The organism is Actinospongiicola halichondriae (genome assembly GCF_049103745.1).
GTDB classification, from domain to species: domain Bacteria; phylum Actinomycetota; class Acidimicrobiia; order Acidimicrobiales; family Salinilacustritrichaceae; genus Salinilacustrithrix; species Salinilacustrithrix halichondriae.
Genome location: NZ_CP171622.1, coordinates 568,688 through 587,801 on the forward strand (window position 1 = coordinate 568,688; position 19,114 = coordinate 587,801).

17 protein-coding genes are annotated in these 19,114 nt (G+C 69.3%); 5 read left to right on the plus strand and 12 right to left on the minus strand.

Annotation, left to right across the window (positions count from 1 at the left end; all coding sequences use genetic code 11):
• The first annotated feature begins 7 nt into the window (after nucleotides 1–7).
• The gene (locus AB8619_RS02945; protein ID WP_436794963.1) at nucleotides 8–385 is read left to right on the plus strand and encodes a nuclear transport factor 2 family protein; all 378 of its coding nucleotides are present in this window, start codon (nucleotides 8–10) and stop codon (nucleotides 383–385) included.
• On the opposite strand, the gene AB8619_RS02950 is transcribed toward AB8619_RS02945, so the two are convergent.
• From AB8619_RS02950 to AB8619_RS02965, 4 genes are read right to left on the minus strand one after another with little or no spacing between them, the layout of a single operon-like run.
• Complete coding sequence (locus AB8619_RS02950) at nucleotides 382–810, minus strand: DUF3052 domain-containing protein (RefSeq protein WP_436794964.1); 429 nt, start codon at nucleotides 808–810, stop codon at nucleotides 382–384. The genes AB8619_RS02945 and AB8619_RS02950 overlap by 4 nt on opposite strands.
• Nucleotides 810–1,205, minus strand: a complete 396-nt coding sequence (locus AB8619_RS02955) for a TIGR03618 family F420-dependent PPOX class oxidoreductase (protein WP_436794965.1) — start codon at nucleotides 1,203–1,205, stop codon at nucleotides 810–812. Before AB8619_RS02955 ends, AB8619_RS02950 begins: the two co-directional genes overlap by 1 nt.
• 3 nt (nucleotides 1,206–1,208) lie before the next feature.
• Nucleotides 1,209–3,791 carry an ABC transporter permease gene (locus AB8619_RS02960; RefSeq protein ID WP_436794966.1) on the minus strand — a complete coding sequence of 861 codons (2,583 nt, stop codon included), beginning with the start codon at nucleotides 3,789–3,791 and terminating at the stop codon, nucleotides 1,209–1,211.
• Nucleotides 3,788–4,546 carry an ABC transporter ATP-binding protein gene (locus tag AB8619_RS02965; protein ID WP_436794967.1) on the minus strand — a complete coding sequence of 253 codons (759 nt, stop codon included), beginning with the start codon at nucleotides 4,544–4,546 and terminating at the stop codon, nucleotides 3,788–3,790. Before AB8619_RS02965 ends, AB8619_RS02960 begins: the two co-directional genes overlap by 4 nt.
• A 72-nt stretch (nucleotides 4,547–4,618) precedes the next feature.
• On the opposite strand from AB8619_RS02965, the gene AB8619_RS02970 reads away from it, so the two are divergent.
• Nucleotides 4,619–8,134, plus strand: coding sequence for an ATP-binding protein (locus AB8619_RS02970; RefSeq protein ID WP_436794968.1), 3,516 nt, complete (start codon nucleotides 4,619–4,621; stop codon nucleotides 8,132–8,134).
• Here AB8619_RS02970 and AB8619_RS02975 read toward each other — a convergent pair.
• Nucleotides 8,131–8,760: a peroxiredoxin gene (locus tag AB8619_RS02975; RefSeq protein ID WP_436794969.1), complete on the minus strand. Its 630-nt coding sequence runs from the start codon at nucleotides 8,758–8,760 to the stop codon at nucleotides 8,131–8,133. The genes AB8619_RS02970 and AB8619_RS02975 overlap by 4 nt on opposite strands.
• 190 nt (nucleotides 8,761–8,950) lie before the next feature.
• Between AB8619_RS02975 and AB8619_RS02980 the strand changes: the two genes are divergently transcribed.
• Nucleotides 8,951–9,292, plus strand: a complete 342-nt coding sequence (locus AB8619_RS02980) for a hypothetical protein (protein ID WP_436794970.1) — start codon at nucleotides 8,951–8,953, stop codon at nucleotides 9,290–9,292.
• A gap of 99 nt (nucleotides 9,293–9,391) precedes the next feature.
• Here the strand turns inward: AB8619_RS02980 and AB8619_RS02985 are convergent, their stop codons facing one another.
• Genes AB8619_RS02985 through AB8619_RS03005 form a run of 5 tightly spaced genes read right to left on the minus strand, consistent with a single transcriptional unit; the run spans nucleotide 9,392 to nucleotide 15,712 of the window.
• The gene (locus tag AB8619_RS02985; protein WP_436794971.1) at nucleotides 9,392–9,790 is read right to left on the minus strand and encodes a helix-turn-helix domain-containing protein; all 399 of its coding nucleotides are present in this window, start codon (nucleotides 9,788–9,790) and stop codon (nucleotides 9,392–9,394) included.
• Between the two features lie 12 nt (nucleotides 9,791–9,802).
• Nucleotides 9,803–10,738, minus strand: a complete 936-nt coding sequence (locus tag AB8619_RS02990) for a cation diffusion facilitator family transporter (RefSeq protein WP_436794972.1) — start codon at nucleotides 10,736–10,738, stop codon at nucleotides 9,803–9,805.
• 22 nt (nucleotides 10,739–10,760) lie between these two features.
• Nucleotides 10,761–13,271, minus strand: coding sequence for an ATP-dependent helicase HrpB (gene hrpB / locus AB8619_RS02995; RefSeq protein ID WP_436794973.1), 2,511 nt, complete (start codon nucleotides 13,269–13,271; stop codon nucleotides 10,761–10,763).
• Complete coding sequence (locus AB8619_RS03000) at nucleotides 13,268–14,686, minus strand: M20/M25/M40 family metallo-hydrolase (protein WP_436794974.1); 1,419 nt, start codon at nucleotides 14,684–14,686, stop codon at nucleotides 13,268–13,270. The genes hrpB and AB8619_RS03000 overlap by 4 nt, the downstream gene beginning before the upstream one ends.
• A 27-nt stretch (nucleotides 14,687–14,713) precedes the next feature.
• Nucleotides 14,714–15,712 carry an LLM class flavin-dependent oxidoreductase gene (locus tag AB8619_RS03005; RefSeq protein WP_436794975.1) on the minus strand — a complete coding sequence of 333 codons (999 nt, stop codon included), beginning with the start codon at nucleotides 15,710–15,712 and terminating at the stop codon, nucleotides 14,714–14,716.
• Nucleotides 15,713–15,797: 85 nt separating this feature from the next.
• Between AB8619_RS03005 and AB8619_RS03010 the strand changes: the two genes are divergently transcribed.
• Nucleotides 15,798–16,829 carry an HD domain-containing protein gene (locus tag AB8619_RS03010; protein WP_436794976.1) on the plus strand — a complete coding sequence of 344 codons (1,032 nt, stop codon included), beginning with the start codon at nucleotides 15,798–15,800 and terminating at the stop codon, nucleotides 16,827–16,829.
• A 172-nt stretch (nucleotides 16,830–17,001) separates the two neighbouring features.
• On the opposite strand, the gene AB8619_RS03015 is transcribed toward AB8619_RS03010, so the two are convergent.
• Nucleotides 17,002–17,178, minus strand: coding sequence for a hypothetical protein (locus tag AB8619_RS03015; RefSeq protein WP_436794977.1), 177 nt, complete (start codon nucleotides 17,176–17,178; stop codon nucleotides 17,002–17,004).
• Between the two features lie 80 nt (nucleotides 17,179–17,258).
• On the opposite strand from AB8619_RS03015, the gene AB8619_RS03020 reads away from it, so the two are divergent.
• Nucleotides 17,259–17,648, plus strand: coding sequence for a DUF3097 family protein (locus tag AB8619_RS03020; protein ID WP_436794978.1), 390 nt, complete (start codon nucleotides 17,259–17,261; stop codon nucleotides 17,646–17,648).
• A gap of 7 nt (nucleotides 17,649–17,655) precedes the next feature.
• Here AB8619_RS03020 and AB8619_RS03025 read toward each other — a convergent pair whose 3' ends face one another.
• Entirely contained in the window at nucleotides 17,656–19,017 is a 1,362-nt protein-coding gene (locus tag AB8619_RS03025; protein WP_436794979.1) for a mycothione reductase, read from the minus strand.
• Nucleotides 19,018–19,114 lie beyond the last annotated feature (97 nt).

Below are 19,114 nucleotides of genomic sequence, written 5' to 3' on the forward strand. Positions count from 1 at the left end.
CCGGCGCATGGCCGATGCAGACGCGATCCGGAACACCATCCACACCTATTGCGAGCGGTACACCGACGACCGCGACGGCTGGCTCGACCTCTTCGCCGAGGGAGCGACCGTCGAGGACCCCGTCGGATCCGAGCCCAACGTCGGCAAGGAGGCGATCGGGGCGTTCTGGGACATGACCCACGCGATGGCCGACAACGTGACGCTGACCCCGTCCTCCTACGTGAAGGTCGCCGGCAACGAGGCCGCCTTCGCCATGGACGCTCGGATGGAGTCGGCGGACGGCGTCAACGGGATGAGCATCATCGACGTGATGACGTTCGACGACGACGGCAAGATCACCAGCCAGCGCGCCTATTGGGACTTCGCCGACATCACCGCGGTCTAGCCAGCGGCGGTCGTCCGGCCGGGGCGGTGTTCCTTGCGCAGGACGAGTCGCAGTCCCGACCAGATGTCGTCGATGGCGCACACCTTGTTGTCGACCATGCCCGTGGGCAGACCGACCTCGCGGACGACGTCCTCGGTCATGTCGGTCGGTACGCCCGACGCCCGCTTGGGCCACGCGATCCACAGACCACCGGCGACATCGAGCGCTCGCATGGCCACCGGGAGTCGCTTCTCGAAGCTCGAACGCGTCGTGTGGAACGACACGATGACGTCGTTGCGGCCACGCGCCGCTCGGCGCACCACCACGCCATCGGGAAGTGGGCCGAGCGTTTCGTCGAAGCCATCGGGCGCATCGAGCAGTGCGACGGTGTGCTCCTCGCGGATGCCGAGCTTCTTCGGCAGCGGGGTGCCGGAGTATCCGGCCATCAGGCCCGCCCGAGCACCCGATCGACCGCGATCTCGATGATCGCCCGGTCGTCGCGCTGCTTGGGTTCGCGATAGCGCTCGGCGTAGCGCCGCTCGCCCTCCCGGCAGTCGTCGGGGTTGGTCGTCACCGTCGCCGGTCCCTCGAGGCTCAACCACCGGCCGCCGTCGACCTGGCTCACGACGGCCCTGGCGCCGGGAGATGCGAGCACGTTGCGGGCCTTCTTCGACGTGTCCCACGTGATCACCCGCGCCAGACCCGCGTCGTCGTCCCAGGTGAACCCGACGGCCACCACGTGGGGCGAGCCGTCGGGGCGGAGCGTCGTCAACGTCGCCAGGTGACGCTCCCGGAGGAACGTGAGCGTGTCGTCATCGAGTGCGGTGGGATCGAGCGCCATGGGTCACTCGGCCCCGATCGCATCGAGGATGTCGAGCTTGGCTGCCCTTCGGGCCGGCCGGATCGACGCCAGGACGCCGAGGGCGGCCGACGCCACCATGACGACGATCATCGACGGCACCGGGATGCTGAACGTGCTGAGTCCGAACGAGCCCAGTGCGGTGACGAGCGCCCAGCTGGAGAGGAGGCCGACGCCCAGGCCGACGATCGTGCCGAGGAGAGAGATGATGACCGCTTCCCACCGCACGGCCGATCGCAGCTGCGAGCGCGACATACCGACGGCTCGGAGCAGGCCGAGTTCGCGAGTGCGCTCGTGGATCGACAGCGACAGCGTGTTGGCGATGCCGATCATCGCGATGACGATCGACAGGAGCAGGAGGGCGTTGATCAGCGTGAGGAAGCTGGTGATCTGGCTGGCGAGGTCACCGATGAACTCCTCGCGGTCGAGCACGTTGACCGACGGGATGTCGGCGACGACCGTCTCGAGGTCCGCCTGGACGGTCTCGAGGTCGGCGCCGTCGGCGAGGACGACGATCACCTGGACCAGTTGTTGTTCGGTGACGAGCTTCCCGTAGGTGTCGAAGTCGATCGAGAAGTTGCCGAGGAGCGTGAAGTCGTCGGAGATGGCGTCGATGCGCAGCTCCTCCATCTGCCCGCCGGTACCCGTGACGGTGACCGTGTCGCCGATGGCGAGAGCGTGGTTCTCGGCCACGCCCACGTCGACGACGAGACCGCCGGGACCGAGATCGGTGATCGCCCCCTCGCTCATGCGGGGCGTGAACGCGTCCTCCGCCGACTCGGGGTCGAGCGCGAAGACGAAGTCGGTGGCGGTGTCGCCGTCGTCGTAGGCCACCTGGCCCTGGGTGAAGCCGACGCGAGTGACCGAGTCGACGCCGTCGGTGGCCGCGATGTCGTCGGCGACGGTGGGCGAGAAGCCTCCGGGCGGGCCGAATCCGGCGTCGGCCTGCACGATCAGGTCGCCGGTGAAGCCACGTTCGACCTCGCTCCGGACCGACACCCGGGCCGACTCACCGAAGATCGTGATGAAGCCGATCAGGGCCACGCCGATCAGGAGCGCCGAAGCCGTGGCCGAGGTGCGCTTGGGGCTGCGGGCGGCGTTCTCCGTCGCCAGTCGACCGGTGACGCCCTTCACCCGGGGCAACCAGCCGCCGAGGATCCGGACCGTGGGCTCCGCCAGCACCGGTCCGATGACGATGGCACCCACGATGAGTGCGATGGCGCCGAGTCCGACGACAGGGATCGAGTCGGAACTCCCGTCGCGCCATGCGGCAGAGAGGTTCCACGCACCGAGCGCCAGGATGCCGATGCCGACGACGATGCGGGCCTTCGAGGCTCCCGCTCGGTCGACGGCGACCTCGCGCAGTGCGGCAAGCGGCGGCACACGAGTCGCCTGCACCGCCGGCAGGAGGCTGGCGATCATGGTCACGCCGAGGCCGATCACGAAGGCGATGAGCACGGTGGTCGAGCTGATGACCAGTCCCGAGGTGGGGAGGTCGGCGCCGCTCGCCGAGAGCCCGGCGGTCACGGCGATGGCGAGTGCCACGCCGCCGAGGAGTCCGAGTACCGCCGCGACGAGGCCGATGACCGCGGCCTCGAGCATGACCGAGGTGAGCACCTGACGGCGGCTGGCGCCGATGGCCCGCAGCAGGGCGAGTTCCCGCGTACGTTGCGCGACGAGGATCGAGAAGGTGTTCGAGATGATGAACGTTCCGACCAGCAGGGCGATGGCCCCGAAGATCGTGAGCAGCTGGCGGAAGAAGGCGAAGCCCTCCTGCACGTTGGCAGCGTCCTGCGCGGACGCTTCCTCGCCGGTGATCGCCTCGGCACCATCGGGGAGCGCCTCGGCGACGCGCTGGGTGAGCGTCTCGTCGTCGACCGAACCGTCGCCGGCCGCCACGACGACCTGGGTCAGCCCATCGAGCCCCGCGATCCGCTGTGCTTCCGGGAGGGTGAAGTCGGCCGAGATCGCGCCGGCGGCCGACTCGGCCTCACCGAACGTGAACGTGCCGACCAGCGTGTAGGACGACTCGCCGAACTGTGTCAGGACCGTCAGCGTGTCGCCGATCTCGATCTCGGCATCGTCGGCAGCGGCGACGTTGAGCGCGATCTGGTCCGCGGCGGTCGGCGCCGCACCATCGGCGAGGTCGTAGGGATTCAGGACGTCGTCGTCGATCCAGCTCTCGAGGAGTGTGGGCGGCCCCTGGCTTGCACCGAGGACCTCGCCGTCCGGGCCGATGACCCGGTTGGTCGCGCCGAAGCCGAGCGTCTGGACGAACGGCGCGGCCCGATCGACGCCTTCGACGGCGGCGACGGTGTCGACGATCGAGATGTCGAGGTTCTCGCGGGCCTCGCCGCCCCCGAACCCTCCGTCGAAGAGGGTCACACCCTGGACCTGGACGTCGACGGCCTCGTTGACGTCGGAGAAGAGGTCGTCGAAGACCTTGTCGATGGTGTCGGCGAAGACGAACGTGCCGGACATGAACGCCACGCCGAGCACGATGGCGAGCACCGTCGAGACGAGCCGTCGTTTGTGCTCCCAGATCGAGCGGAGGGTGACCCGCCTCATCGACGGTCACCGAACTGCTTCATGCGGTCAAGAACCCGCTCGGAGGTCGGGTCGGCCATCTCGTCGACGATCTGGCCGTCGGCGAGGAACAGCACGCGCTGGGCGTACGAGGCGGAGACCGGGTCGTGGGTGACCATGACGATGGTCTGTCCGAGTTCCTCGACGGCACCGTGCATGAACGTGAGGATCTCGCCGGACGTCGAGGAGTCGAGGTTGCCGGTCGGTTCGTCGGCGAAGACGATCTCGGGCTGACTGGCCAGCGCTCGGGCGACGGCGACGCGCTGTTGCTGTCCGCCGGAGAGCTCCGACGGTCGGTGGTCGAGACGGTCGCGAAGACCGACCGTGTCGACGACCTGGTCGACCCAGGCCGAGTCGACCTTGCCGCCGGCCAGGTCGATGGGCAGCGTGATGTTCTCGCTCGCCGACAGGGTCGGGATCAGGTTGAAGGCCTGGAACACGAAACCGATGCGGTCGCGGCGTAGACGCGTGAGTTCCTTCTCCGACAGCGACGAGAGGTCGATGTCGCCGATGAACACGTGTCCCGAGGTGAGGGTGTCGAGGCCGGCGACGCAGTGCATCAGCGTCGACTTCCCCGAACCCGACGGGCCCATGATGGCGGTGAAGCGGCCCTTGGCGAATTCGACATCGACGCTGTCGAGGGCCGTGACGGCGGTCGATCCCGAGCCGTAGGTCTTGACGGCGGAGACGGTTCTCGCCGCGGCGGTGGCGACGGGGGCTGACATCGGTGCACTCATGGTGGGCACGGTATCTCTCCTGTCAGGAGAGACCCATGGGGTATGTCTTCGAGGCCCCGTAGACTCGCGCCCGTGAACTGTCCGCAGTGTCGAGCCGAGGTTCCGCCCGAGGCCCGCTTCTGTCCCTCGTGCGGCCATGAGCTGGTGGTGGTGGGCGACCAGCGTCGGATCGCGACCGTGCTCTTCGCCGACCTCGTCGGGTTCACGTCGTTGTCGGAGACCCTCGACCCCGAGCAGGTCAAGGCCCTGGTCGACCGGTGCTTCGAGCGGCTCGCCCTCGACATCGAGGCGTTCGGTGGTCGGGTCGACAAGGTGATCGGCGATGCCATCGTGGCGCTGTTCGGGGCACCCGTCGCGCACGAGGACGATGCCGAGCGAGCGGTGCGCTCCGGACTCCGGATGCAACAGACCATCGCCGTCGTCGGCGCCGAGTTCGACCACGCCGTACAGATGCGCGTCGGGGTCAACACCGGCGAGGTGCTCGTCGGCGCCGTCCAGGGCGGACGGGAGTACACCGCCATGGGCGACGTGGTGAACACCGCCAGCCGCCTGCAGACCGCGGCCGAGCCGGGCACGGTCCTGGTCGGGCCGCTCACGTACGCCGCGACCAACGCGGTGGTCGAGTACGACTCGATCGATCCGGTGATCGCGAAGGGGAAGGCGCTGCCCGTCTCGGCCTGGGTGGCGAAGGCCGCCTTCCGGCCCCCGGGCTACCGACCGCGCCGTCACCAGTCGCCCCTCGTCGGACGGCAGACCGAGCTCGCGCTGCTGACCAGCGTCACCACCAACGCGATCGACCGATGCCGGGCCGCACTCCTCGTCGTCCACGGCGAGGCCGGCATGGGCAAGTCCCGCCTCGCCGAGGAGATGTCGTCACACGCCTCGTGCGAGTTGGGGGCACTGGTTCTCGAGGGCCGCTGTGTCCCCTACGGCGAGGCCAACGTCTGGTGGCCGATCGCCGACGCCGTCCGTGGTGCGGCTGGGCTCGACCTCGACGCATCGCCGTCGGAGATCGACAACGAGCTCCGACGCATCACCCACGCCGCGCTCACCGAGTCGCGGCGTCTCACCGAGATCGATCGAGTGGTCACGGGTCTCAAGCACTTGCTGGGGACGGACAGCAGCCTGCGGGGCATCGACGTCGCACGGGCGCGCGAAGAGGTGATCCGCTCGGTCGTGGCCGTCGCCGAGGGGTACAGCCACATCCGACCGGTGATGGTCGTGCTCTCGGACCTCCACTGGGCCGATCAGGAGGTGCTCGACCTCGTCGACACGCTCCTCGCCCGGCTGGCCCGCCGACCGTTCGTCCTGATGGCGACGGCACGCCGGTCGATCGGCGACCACTGGCGTCCCTCGCCCGAGGCCGCCAACAGCGTCGTCCTCCACCTCGATCCCCTCGACGCCGACGCGAGCCGCCGGCTGCTGTTCACGCTGACCAAGGGCGACCTGCACCCGTCACTCGCGGCGATGCTGGTCGACCGTTCGGGCGGCAACCCCTTCTACCTCGAGGAGTTGGTCTCCCTCGTCACCGAAGCCGGTGTGAACACCGTCGAGCAGTTGCTCGACACCGAGTCGGGCGAGCTGCCGAGCACGCTCCGCGGTCTGGTCGCTGCCCGTCTCGACGCGTTGTCGCCGGCCGATCGGTCGATCCTCGACGATGCCGCCGTGCTCGGCCGTCGGAACAAGATCGGCGCGCTCGCGACGATGGCCGAGGTCAAGCGCAACATCGACAGCGAAGCCGCCCGCGGGAACATCGAGAGCCTCGCTGCCCGGGAGTTCCTCGTGATCGAGGGCGACGTCTACACCTTCCGGTCCGATGTGATCCGCGAGGTCGCCTACTCGACCCTCACCAAGGCCGACCGGGCCAAGTCGCACGCCGGCATCGCCGTCTGGATCGAGAAGCACTTCGAAGGCGCTCTCGAGGAGCACGAGCACGAGTACGCGCACCTCGCCCACCACTGGGCATCGGCCGCCGAGTTGGTCGACGAGCTGGGCCGTATCCCGGGCGTGCCCGACGACGCCCGCGACCGTGCCGTCACCTGGCTGACCACGGCGGCAAAGCAGGCCGACGACGAGTTCTCCCCGTCGGTCGCCGAGTCGCTCAGCGATCGTGCGTTGGCGCTGCTGTCCGACGACGATCCCCGGCGCGTCGACCTGCTGCGGCTCCGCGCCGACGCTCGCACCGACCAGTACCACCTCGACTCGGCCGAGCGCGATGCCACCGCATCGCTGGAGCTCGCATCGGCCGCCGACGACCAGGTGGCCGTGGCGCGTGCACAGCTGGTTCTCGGAGAGATCCAACAGCACCGGGGCGACATCGTCGGCTCCATCGCCGTCCTCGACGACGCCCGCCGTCGATTCGTCGATCAAGGCGATCGGACGGGCGAGGGCGCGGCCTTGCGCCAGATCGGGATGACCAACATCTTCGCCGGCGACTTCGAGGCGGCCGACGTCGCGCTCGAGGCAGCGCTCGCGCTGTTCGAGGAGCTCGGCGAGGCCCGTCACGCGGCGTGGGCGCACCAGAACCTGTCGTGGTCCGCGTACGTGTCCGGTCGCGTCGACGAGGCCGAGGAACGCGTTCTCCACGCCATGAAGACGTTCGAGGAGTTGGGCGACCCCGGCGGCCTGACGTGGTCGCGTGGTCTCCTGGCCTGGGTGCGCTTCCACCAGGGCCACGACGACGAGGCCCTCGCCCTCGCGACCGTCGTCGGCGACGATGCCCACGAGCGGGGCGAGGTCTGGGGCGAGGCGATGATGGTCGTGCTGACCGGCTCGATCACGTTGTGGGCCGGACGGACCGACGACGCCATCGCCACGCTCGCACGCGCAGGCGATCTCTTCGACGAGATCGACGACGCGTTCGGTGCCCTCCAGGCCAAGTGCAACCTCGGCCGGGCGCTGGCGATGCAGGGCGACGTCCCCGCCGGATTGCAGGTGCTCCACGCCGTCCGTGAAGCAGATCTCACCGCGTCGTCGGAGGACATCTTGAACTTCGAACGCATCACGGCGTTGGCGCTCTCGGTCCAGCTCGGCGACGTGGCCATGGGGGACGAGATCCTCGGTGGATCGCATGAGGTGCCGACCGACATCGTCGGTGCACCCGATCAGACGGTCGCCTCAGCGATGCACGCGCTCCAGTGCGGCCAGGCCGAGGCTGCCCGAGCGGCGCTGGCCGGTCTCGACGACGACCGTGGCTACATCGGTGCCGGTCGGGCACTGGCTGCAGCGGTGCTGGGCGACGTCGAGGGCGCGCGCAGCGCAGCGCGCTCCGTGCCCGAGAAGCCGCACACCTATCTCGACCTCGTCTACGCCCACATCGCCGAGGCGGTGGCCGTCGCCCGTGCCGGGTCGATCGACGAGGCCCGGGCCGTGCTCATCGCCGCGATGGAAGCGGTCGATGCGACCGGCGATCGCATCGCGCAGGCGCTCGTGCGCCTCACCGATGCCCACGTCGCCGAGGCCGCTGGTCGCGACGACGCGGATGCCGCTCGGCGCGTCGCCGAGGAACGCCTCGCCGCACTCGGCATCGCTGCCGATGGCTGGCGGGCACTCCTCAGCGACGCACTCGGCGTCGTCGTCGGCGTCTAGCTCGGCTGCTTGGTCACCCGGAGGTAGGGCTTCTTGGCGTCGTAGGTGCCGAAGCGCGCCGTGGCGTCCTCGTCCGACACGGCCGGAGCGATGATGACGTCCTCGCCGCTCTTCCAGTCGGCCGGCGTGGCGACCGAGTGGTTGGCGGTCAGCTGGAGGCTGTCGATGACCCGGAGCAGTTCGTCGAAGTTGCGGCCGGTCGAAGCCGGGTAGGTCAGCGTCAGCTTGACCTTGTTGTCCGGTCCGATGACGAACACCGAGCGCACGGTCAACGTGTCGTTGGCGTTCGGGTGGATCATGTCGTACAGGTCGGCGACGGTGCGATCGGGATCGGCGAGCAGCGGGTAGTTGAGCTCGTTGCCGGTGACGTCGGCGATGTCGCCCTTCCACGCGTTGTGGGAGTCGACCGGGTCGACCGAGAGGCCGAGGACCTTGACGTTGCGCTTGTCGAACTCGGGCTTGAGGCCGGCGACGCGTCCCAGTTCGGTGGTGCAGACCGGGGTGAAGTCCTTCGGGTGCGAGAACAGGATCGCCCAGGAGTCGCCCTTCCACTCATGGAAGTTGATGGTGCCGTCGGTGCTGTCGGCGGTGAAGTCGGGAGCTTCGTCTCCGAGTCGGATTGCCATTGGGGTTCCCCTTGCAAGGTGTGGATGGAAGTTGACGGCCCGACCCTAGCGAGATCGCGCGGAAACCCGACCGAGTTGGTCGGGTTTCCGTCGTGACCGATGACACATGGCGTATCAAGCGACTGCTTGATACAGTTAGCAAATCAGCGGGCGACAACACGCCCATCGCCCCACGACAGGAGCAACACCAATGAGCAAGGTCATCACCACCGTCACCGAGTACGAAGCCAAGGCCCTCGAGGTCATCGTGAAGGTCCAGGAAGAGGTCCTCGGTTACGTCAAGCAGGCCGTGGCGTTCGTCGACGGCCGCGTCTCCGGCATCGAGCTCCCGTTCGAGCTCCCCGAGATCGAGGCCATCGACACCATCCTCGACGAGGTCCCGACCCTGTCCGAGGTCGTCGACACCCAGTTCGCGTTCTCCAAGAAGCTCCTCGCCAACCAGGAGAAGTTCGCCAAGAACGTCGTGAAGGCCGTCAAGCCCCTCACCCGTGACGCCAAGCCGGCCGCCAAGACCACCAAGGCTGCCGCCTGAGCACCCGGGTCCCCTGCACGAGCAGGGACCTCGCGGAGAGAGCGACGCTTCGGCGTCGCTCTCTTGCTTTTTCCGGCCTGCTTCTTCAGGCCTGCTTCTTCAGGCCTCGTTGGCGGCGTTCGCCGCTTCGAGGCTCACGTTCTGGGCGACGTAGCTCCGGTACACGGCGAGGATCGCCGCCTTCTGGTCGTCGGTGAGGAGCGAGTCGGCGCGCACGGCGTCCTCGACGCTGGGTCCTGCGGTCTTGTCCGGGTCGCCCTCGAGCAGACCGGCCTGCACCAGCAGCGACTCGGCCGAGACGTTGAGCGCCGTGGCGATCGCCTTGAGCACGCGGACCGACGGTGTGTGGAGCCCCCGCTCGATCTGACTGAGGTACGGGTTCGAGACGTTCGCCTTCTCGGCCAGGTCGCGCAACGAGTACTCGGCCGCCTTGCGGCGGTCGCGGATGAACGTGCCCAGCGACTCGAGCTGTTTCCGTGCGGCCTCGTCGAGATCCATGGTCTCCCCAGGCTACGGGGTCGGGGCCCCGGCAGCGCGGCGGACGTCCGGCTCGAGGTAGATCACCTGGGTGTGCGTGACCGACGCCCGGATGGCCCGCTCGACATCGTCGACCGCCGTCGCCAGGTCTTCCATGTCCAAGGAGTCGCCGAAGTCGATCTTCGCGGCGACGAGGAGCTCCTCGGGTCCGAGGTGTTGCGTCCGCATGTGGATCAGGGAGTCGACGGCGGGATGCTCCTCGATCGCAGCACGGATCGCTCGCTGGTCGGCCACCGTCGCCGACTCGCCCATGAGGAGACTCTTCATCTCGACGGCGAGGACGATGGCGATCAATCCGAGGAGCAGGCCGATGCACAGCGTGCCGATGCCGTCCCACACCGGATCGCCGGTGATCTCGGAGAGGCCGACGCCCGCGAGTGCGAGGACGAGACCGGTCATCGCGCCGGCGTCCTCGAGGAGCACGACCGGTACCTCGGGCGCCCGGGAGCGGCGGATGAACTCCCACCAACCCGCGTCGCCCTTCATCCCGCGACCGATCTTGATCGCCGTGCCGAACGAGTAGCCCTCGAGGACGATGCCGAGGAGCAGGATGCCCACGGCCACGCCGAGCGAGTCGATGACGTGGGGATGGCGGATCTTCTCGATGCCCTCGTAGATGGCGAAGCCGGACCCGAGGGTGAAGAGGACCAGGGCGACGATGAACGACCAGAAGTAGCGCTCGCGTCCGAACCCGAACGGGTGCTGGGGCGTCGCGTCCCGCTTCGCACGGTTCCCGCCGTAGAGCAGGAGTCCCTGATTGGACGTGTCGGCCACCGAGTGCACGGACTCGGCCAGCATCGACGACGACCCGGTGATCAGGAACCCGACGAACTTGGCGATCGCGATCCCGGCGTTGGCCACCAACGCCGCGACGATCGCCTTCGTCCCACCTTCTCCACCTGCTGCCATGGGCGACATCCTGCCCGATCGGTCAGCGATCGCGGCGTTTCGCCCCGCCCTTGGTGCGGGCGGTCGGCGCGGCGACGGTCGGGTCTTCGGGCCAGGGATGCTTGGGGTAGCGGCCCCGCATGTCCGCCCGCACCTCTCGGTAGGCGCCGGACCAGAAGCTCGCCAGATCCTGGGTCACCTGGAGCGGGCGACCGGCCGGTGAGAGGAGGTGGAGCACGACGGCGACCCGGCCGTCAGCGACCGTGGGGGTGTCGGTCGAGCCGAACATCTCCTGCAGCTTCACCGCGAGTACCGGCGGGTCGACCGAGTAGTCGACCCGGTGGGTGTTGCCGGACGGCACGGCGAGACGCGGCGGGGCGATGCGGTCGAGCGAGGCTCGCTGCTCCCAGTCGAGGCCTCGAAGCAGGACCTCGCGGCCGTCGACGCGACGGAGGTCGCGGCGTCGGCGGGCGTTCCCGAGGAAGGGTCGGATCCTCTCGTCGGCCTCGGCGAGGAGCGTGTCGTCGTCGACAGCCGGCCAACGATCGGGGTCGACGCCGTGGAGGAACTGGAGACGGGCCTGCACGGCTCGGACCTCGTCGCTCCAGCCGAGGATCGAGATCCCGACGTCGCGTACACCGTCCATCAGCGCATCGACGTGGGCGGCCGCCGGAGCATCCGACACCGGCGACGACGAGAGCGTCAAGGCACCGAAACGCTCGACCCGACGGGCGACGACGTCGCCTCCACGTCGGTCCCAGTGGACCTCGTCGATCTCGTCGACGTCGTCGCCCGCGATGACCCGGACGTCGCGTTCGTCGAGGGTCGTCCCGAGGAAGATGCGTGCTCGTGTCGTCTGGCCGTCGAGCTCGACCGCGCAGACGTAGTCGGCACCGGCGAGCACGTCGTGGTCGTCGACGAAGGCGCCGCGACCCCCGGCGAGCAGGAACTCGCCTCGTTGTCCGGCACGGGCGCGTCCGACACGGTCGGGGAACCCCAACCCGACCACCAGGCCGAGCGCGCCCGCCGCAGCCGATCCGGGCTTCCCGTCGGCGCCGACGAGCGAGCGGAATCGCGTGGCATCTCGCCTCGCCCGATCGACAGCGCCGCGATCGAATCGCCCCGGACTGCGGAGGGCGGCGAGCCGCTCGGCGACGTCGGATCCGCGGCGACGCAGTCCCGACTCGTGGAGCACGGCGGCGACATCTGCCGCCAGGGCGCCGTGCCCCAGTTCGGCGCCGCGCAGGAGGAGGTGTGCGAGTCGGGGGTGGATCGGGAGTTCGGCCATCGCACGCCCGTGGGCGGTCACGGTGCCGGCATCGTCGAGTGCGCCGAGTCTCCGCAGGAGATCGCGAGCGGCGGCGAGGTGGGCGGCCGGTGGCCGGGTGGGCCAGGTCAGGTCGTCGACCTCGGCGCCCCAGGCCGCGAGATCGAGGGCCAGTGGCGCGAGGTCGGTGACCTCGATCTCCGGTTCCGGGTGGTCCCGCAGTGTGGCGTCCTCCGCACGACTCCAGAGTGCGTACGCGGTGCCAGGAGCGAGACGCCCGGCGCGGCCGGCGCGCTGCGTCGCCTCGGCCTTCGTCACCGGCACGGTCACGAGTCGGGTCATGCCGCTGCCGGCGTCGAGTCGCGGAGTCCTCCGCCAGCCGGCGTCGACCACGGCCGTCACGCCCTCGATCGTGAGGCTGGTCTCGGCGATCGACGTCGCCAGCACCACCTTGCGGCGACCGTCGGGCGCCGGCTGGATGGCGGCGTCCTGGGCGTCGGGCGGCAGTCGCCCGTGGAGCGGCCGCACGTCGACGTCGGGGCCGAGGTCGCCGAGCGCCCGCATGGTCCAGTCGATCTCGGCCGCGCCGGGCAGGAAGACGAGGACGTCGCCTCCATGGGCGGCGAGCGCCCGCACGACCGCTGCGGCGACCGCTGGTTCCATCCGCGCACGTCGGCCGTTGACGACTCGTGGCGTGTCGACGTGCACGACGTCGACCGGATGGGTGCGGCCCTCGGAACGGATGACCGGCGCGTCGAGCAGTTCTGCGATCGGGTCGGTCTCGAGCGTCGCCGACATGACGACGATCCGGAGGTCGGGGCGCAGTGCATCGGCCACGTCGAGTGTCAGTGCGAGACCGAGGTCGGCGTCGATGCTGCGTTCGTGGAACTCGTCGAAGATCACCACGGAGACGCCGGCCAGTTCCGGATCTCGCTGGAGGCGCCGGGTCAGCGTGCCTTCGGTGACGACCTCGATCTCGGTGCGGCGCGACACCTTGGTGTCCTGGCGCATCCGCCAGCCGACTCGTTCGCCGGGGCGTTCGCCGAGCAGCGTGGCCAGTCGGGTCGCGGCCGCTCGCACCGCGAGACGGCGGGGTTCGAGCACGACGATCGTGCCGTTGCGCCACGGTTCGTCGAGGAGGGCCAGCGGGACGATCGTGGTCTTGCCGGCGCCTGGTGGGGCGTGGAGCACGGCGCGACCTCGGTCGCGCAACGCCGCCTGCAGCGGTTCGATGGCCTCACCGATCGGGAGGCGGCTGGCGGCGTCTCTCCAGGCGGCGTCGGTCACCGTCGGGCGTGTGCGTCGAGCACGTGGCTCACGGTCGCGGCGATGCTCCGGGCCATCGGCAGGTGGAGGAACTCGTTGGGGCCGTGGGCGTTCGAGCCGGGGCCGAGCACGCCGGTGATGAGGAACTGGGCGTCGGGGAACTGCTCGCCGAGCATCCCCATGAAGGGGATCGTCCCGCCTTCACCCATCGCGGACGACGGACGCCCCCACAGGCTCTCGGACGAGCGGTCGACCGCCGCCTGCAGCCACGGTTCGGTGTCGGGCGCGTTCCAGCCGGCCTCGGCGGCCTCGACCTCGACGGTGACGACCGCGCCGTTGGGTGGGTCGTCGGTGAATCGACGGCGAAGGGCGTCCGTCGCCGCCGACGGGTCGGCCGTCGGCGGGAGCCGGATCGCCAGCGACACCGCCGTGTGTGGCCGCAGGACGTTTCCGGCGCGATCGGGAGGCGGGAAACCGTCGACGGCGATGGTCGCGATCGAGGGCTCCCACGTGCGCGCCCGCACGGCGTCGATCGGGCGTCGATGGTCGGCGACGGTCGATCCGGCGAACGGGAAGGCCATGTCGCCGGCGATCTCGTCGGCGATCTCGTCGATCTGGCGGAGGCGCTCGTCCGGCACGTCGACCCAGAGTTCGTCGACGAGCACCCGGCCGGTGGTCGAGTCCTCGATGCGGTCCATGAGCTGGCGCAGGATCCGGAACGACGACGGCACCACGCCACCGGCTGAGCCGCTGTGGACACCTTCGGTCAGAACGTCGACCCGCAACGTCGCCGACACGACGCCGCGCAGCGAGGTGGTCACCCAGAGTCGGTCGTAGGAGGCCGCGCCCGAGTCGAGTCCGACGACGAGCGAGACGTCGCCGAGTCGATCGCCGAGCGCCTCGAGGTGCGCTGGGAGGTCGGGGCTGCCCGACTCCTCGCTGGCCTCGATGAGCAGCAGCAGTCGGCCGTGGCTCCCGCCCGACTCCTGCAACGCCTCGATCGCGGTGAGGGCGGCGAAAGCGGCATAGCCGTCGTCGGCGCCGCCACGGCCGTAGAGGAGGTCGCCGTCGAGCACGGGCGTCCACGGGCCGAGACCGTCGCGCCAGCCGCTCATCTCGGGCTGCTTGTCGAGGTGGCCGTACAGGAGCACGGTGTCGCCGGCGAGCGAGGGCTCGGAGGCAGGGATCTCGCAGAGCACCAGCGGCGTACGGCCGTCGAGTTCGCGGACCTCGACGGTCAGCCCGTCGATCTCACGCGCCGCGCACCAGTCTCGGACCAGGTCGCCGGCTCGGCCCATGTGGCCGTTCGCCGCCCACAGACGGTCGAACGCAGGGGAGACGTTCGGGATGCGGATGAAGTCGCACAGCGTGTCGACGACGTCGCTCGACCAGCGGGCGTCGACGGCGGAGCGGACGGAGTGAGGATCGAGTGTCACCGGTCCACCCTGACCGGCGGTCACCGCCTAGGCAAGCGGTCCCTTCACGCGGGGGATGACCTCGTTGCCCAGCAACTCGAGGTGCTCCCACGAGACCTCCGGTGGGATGCCGCCGCAGAGCGGGTGGGTCGTGACGGGGTCGAGCGGGCCGATGGCGTCGGCGTACTCGACGCACTCGTCCGGGGTCATGACGGCGTAGATGCCTGCGGCCTTCATCTCCTCGACCGTCGTCGACTTGTCGTGCACGGCCGACGTGACGCCCTTCTGCCACGCGGCATACTCGGTCGCCTCGTAGAGGAGGTGGTCGCCGATGCGCTCCCACGTCCGTTCCGGGTCGCGTGAGACGAAGATCGTCCCGGGCCCGTGCTCGGGCGGGGCGAGTGCCATGCCGGGCTCGAGGCCCAGCGTCTGGCGTTCGTCCTGGTACGCCTGGGCCACGCCCGGGTCGCCGTGCTGCGCGAACAGTGGCATGTCGAGGCGAGCGGCTCGCTTGGCCGCAGCGACCGAGCCACCGCCGTAGAACATCATCGGCCGGGGCTGCGAGAACGGCTTCGGGGTGACCTGGACGGTCCGGCCCTCGTACTCGAACGGCTCGCCGGTCCACGCCTTGAACAGGGTGTCGAGGCAGTGCTCCATGCGGGCGCCTCTGCCCTTCCAGTCGAGTCCGGCCTGCTCGTACTCCTCGGGTCGGTAGCCGAGGCCTGCCGTGTACTGGACCCGTCCCATCGACGCGATGTCGGTGACCGCGATCTGCTCTGCGAGGCGGATCGGGTCGTGCAGGGGGACCAGCAGCGCCGAGATCATGATCGGCAGCGTCGTGGTGACGGCGGCCATCGATGCCGCCAACGTGATCGGTGACGGGAGATAGCCGTCGGCCACGCCGTGGTGTTCCGACAGGACCAACATGTCGAAGCGATGCTGTTCGCACCACGCCGCCTGGTCGAGGGCGGTGCGATACAGATCCGCGTGGGACACGTCGCCGTCGACGGGGGCGCGGAGGTCGTATCGAGCGATGAAGAGGGCCACGGCCAGAGCTTGCCAGGAAATCTGACACCCCGTCAGATCAATGGGGCAACGGTGCGGACACCCGTGCTGCTGCGAGACTCAACCCGTGCTCCTCGATGCAATCGATCACGTGCAGCTCGCGATGCCTCCCGGTGGAGAGGAGGTCGCGACGTGGTTCTACGAAGAGGTGTTGGGCGTGCCCCGGGTCCCGAAGCCGCCGCATCTGGCCATCCGTGGCGGCTGTTGGTTCGAACGTGGCGCACTGCGGATCCACGTCGGCGTGCAGGACGATTTCGTGCCGGCAACGAAGGCGCACCCCGCGTTCAGCGTGATCGACCTCGACCGCATGGAGGCGTCGTTGGCCGACCGGGGCGTGCTCGCACGTCGCGAGTCCGATCCGGTGGGCCCCGACGTGCTCTACGTCGACGACCCGTTCGGGAATCGCATCGAACTCCGTCCCGGCCGGGGCCCGGCCGACGAGGCCTGCGAGCGAACCGAGACGGTCGTCGAGGTCGCCGGCCAGACCCTGGGCGACCGTTTCGCCCGACAGATGACGTTCATCCAGGAGCTCGACCGCCTCAAGACCGTCGAGCGGCAGTCGTTCATCCTCGACGGGCTACGGCGAGAGAACACGGCCGAGCACTCGTGGCACGTGGCGATGCTGGCGCTGGTCCTCGCCGACCATGCCGACGACGAGGTCGACATGGCTCGGGTCGTCGTACTCCTGCTCGTCCACGACATCATCGAGATCGATGCCGGTGACACCGGCATCCACGACACCGACGGTCGCGAGTCCAAGGTCGAGCGTGAGCAGGCCGCGGCGGAACGCCTCTTCGGACTGCTGCCCGACGACCTGGGCGCGACGCTCCGCGCTGCATGGGACGAGTACGAATCGGCCGAGACGCCCGAGGGTCGGTTCGCCCGGGTGTTCGACCGGCTCGCTCCGTTCCTCCTCAACATCGGTGCCGGTGGACTGACGTGGCGGCGTTGGGGTGTCACCTCGGTGCAGGTCCGGAACGTGCTCGAGCCCATCGCCGCCGAGGCACCGGAACTCGGTCGTTTCGTCGAAGCGATGATCGATCGTGCCATCGAGGATCGCCTGCTGGTCGACGGTTCGTCGGGCATCATCCTCCCGTGAGACGTCCAGCAAAGCGGTCCATGGATCCGATCGACCTCGACGCGCCGAAGCACAAGCGGTTCCCGGTCGTCGGAGTGGTCCACGGAACTCCGATCACGCACCTCCCGTCGCGCACGTCCGGCACGGTCGAGAAGCTCGCGAACACCCTGATCCAGGTCCGCGACGCCACGGGTCACGTGCACACCTTCACCATCGCCCCCGGCGAGTTCGTGGTCGAGGGCGTGGCATGCGAGCCGGTCATGGGTTCGGCGAAGCCGGCCGAGACACGGACGATCTCGGCGTCGGGCTCGGTCGCCGTCGACCATCGGGCCCGGGTCGCGCGAGCCAGCCGGATCCTGGTCGAGGGCATCCACGACGCCGAACTGCTCGAGAAGATCTGGGGCGACGACCTCCGGCACGAGGGGATCGTCGTCGAGCGACTCGAACGGCATGGACGACCTCGCCGCCGTCGTGCGCGACTTCGGACCTCGATCGAACCGACGCCTCGGCGTCCTGCTCGACCACCTCGTCGACGGATCGAAGGAGTCGCGGGTGGCCGCGACGATCGACGACCCGAACGTCTTGATCACGGGCACGCCCTACGTCGACGTGTGGCAGGCGGTCCGGCCGACGGTCGCCGGGATCGACGCCTGGCCCGACGTCCCGATGGGCGAGTCCTGGAAGGAAGGTGTGCTCGCTCGCATCGGCCGGCGTGGCGACCATCCGGGGGCGTTCTGGAAGGAACTGCTGGGTCGCGTCGACACCTACGCCGACCTCTTCCCGCCGCTCGTCGGTGCCGTGGAGCAGCTCATCGACTTCGTCACCGAGATCGACGACTGAACCGGGGTCAGAGGTCGAGGAGGGCGTTCTCGAGAACCTCGGTCAGTGCCGGGTGCACCCACATCTGGCCGTGGGCCATCTCGTCGACCGTCTGCCCGAACCGCATGCCCTGGATCAGCAGCTGGATGAGGGTCGAGGCCTGGGGTCCGATGATGTGGGCGCCGAGGAGCTTGCGGGTCTGGGCGTGGGCGACGAGCTTCACGAACGACGTGGAGTCGTCCATCGCCCAGCCGTACGCCGTGGTTCCGTAGTCCTTGACGGTGGTGATGAACGGGACCCCCTCGGCGGCGGCATCGCGTTCGGTCATGCCGACCGACGCCACCTGCGGACTGCCGAACACCGCGTGGGGAACGGCGAACTCGTCCTTGAGGCGGAGATCGTCGGGGTGGGCGACGTTGTGGAACACCATCTTCGCCTCGGCATTGGCGACGTGCTTGAGCTGGAAGTGGTTCGACAGGTCGCCGAACGCCCAGATCCCCTCGACGTCGGTCTGGTGGTCGTCGTGGGTGATGACCCGGCCGGCCGGGTCGCACGTCACGCCGGTCGTCTCGACCTGGAGCTGGTCGCTGTTCGGGATGCGTCCCGTCGCCACCAACAGCGCGTTGGCCTCGAGGACGATCGTCTCGCCGTCCCGGCGGATCTGGACCCGTGTGACGCCGTCCTCGCCCTTGTCGACACGCTCGATGGCGGAGTCGAGGTACAGGGCGAAACGTTCCGACGCGAGCTCGGTGTAGCGACGCGAGATGTCCTCGTCCTCGGACCGGAGCAGGAAGCCACTGCGGTTGACGATCGACACCTGTGCACCGAACGCCTCGAAGACATGCCCCAACTCGGTGGCGATGTAGCCGCCGCCGATCACGACGAGCCGCTCCGGGACCTCGCGCACGCGCATGATCGAGTCCGACGTGTGGAACCCGGCCTCGGCCAGTCCGGGGATGTCAGGGACGAAGGGGCGTGCGCCGGCACCGAGGATGAATTTGTCGGCGTGCAGGCGTTCGCCGTTCACCTCGAGGACCTTGTGGTCGACGAAGGTGCCGTTCCCCTGGAACACGGTGATGTTGTCGCAGTCCTCGATGCGGTAGCGCTCGCCGCTCGCCGCGATGGGGTCGATCCGCCCGAACACCCGGTCGACGACGTCGGGCCAGTCGAACCCGTCCAGGGTCGACCGCACGCCGAAGCGTCCGGATTCGCGGACGTGGAGGGCGACGTCTGCGGCGTAGATGAACATCTTCGAGGGGATGCATCCACGGTTGAGGCAGGTGCCACCGAAGACGTCGCGCTCGACCAGGGCGATGTTCCAGTCGTCGAGTTCGGAAGGGATCGAGTTGCCGGATCCGGTGCCGACGATGACGAGATCGAATTCGTTCAATGGTGCTCCTGGTCGTGTGCTTGTCGGGTGGGAACGCCCCGGCTGCGTCAGTTGTTCCGCCACGTCGAGTCCACTTCGCGTCACGGTGGAGCCGGAC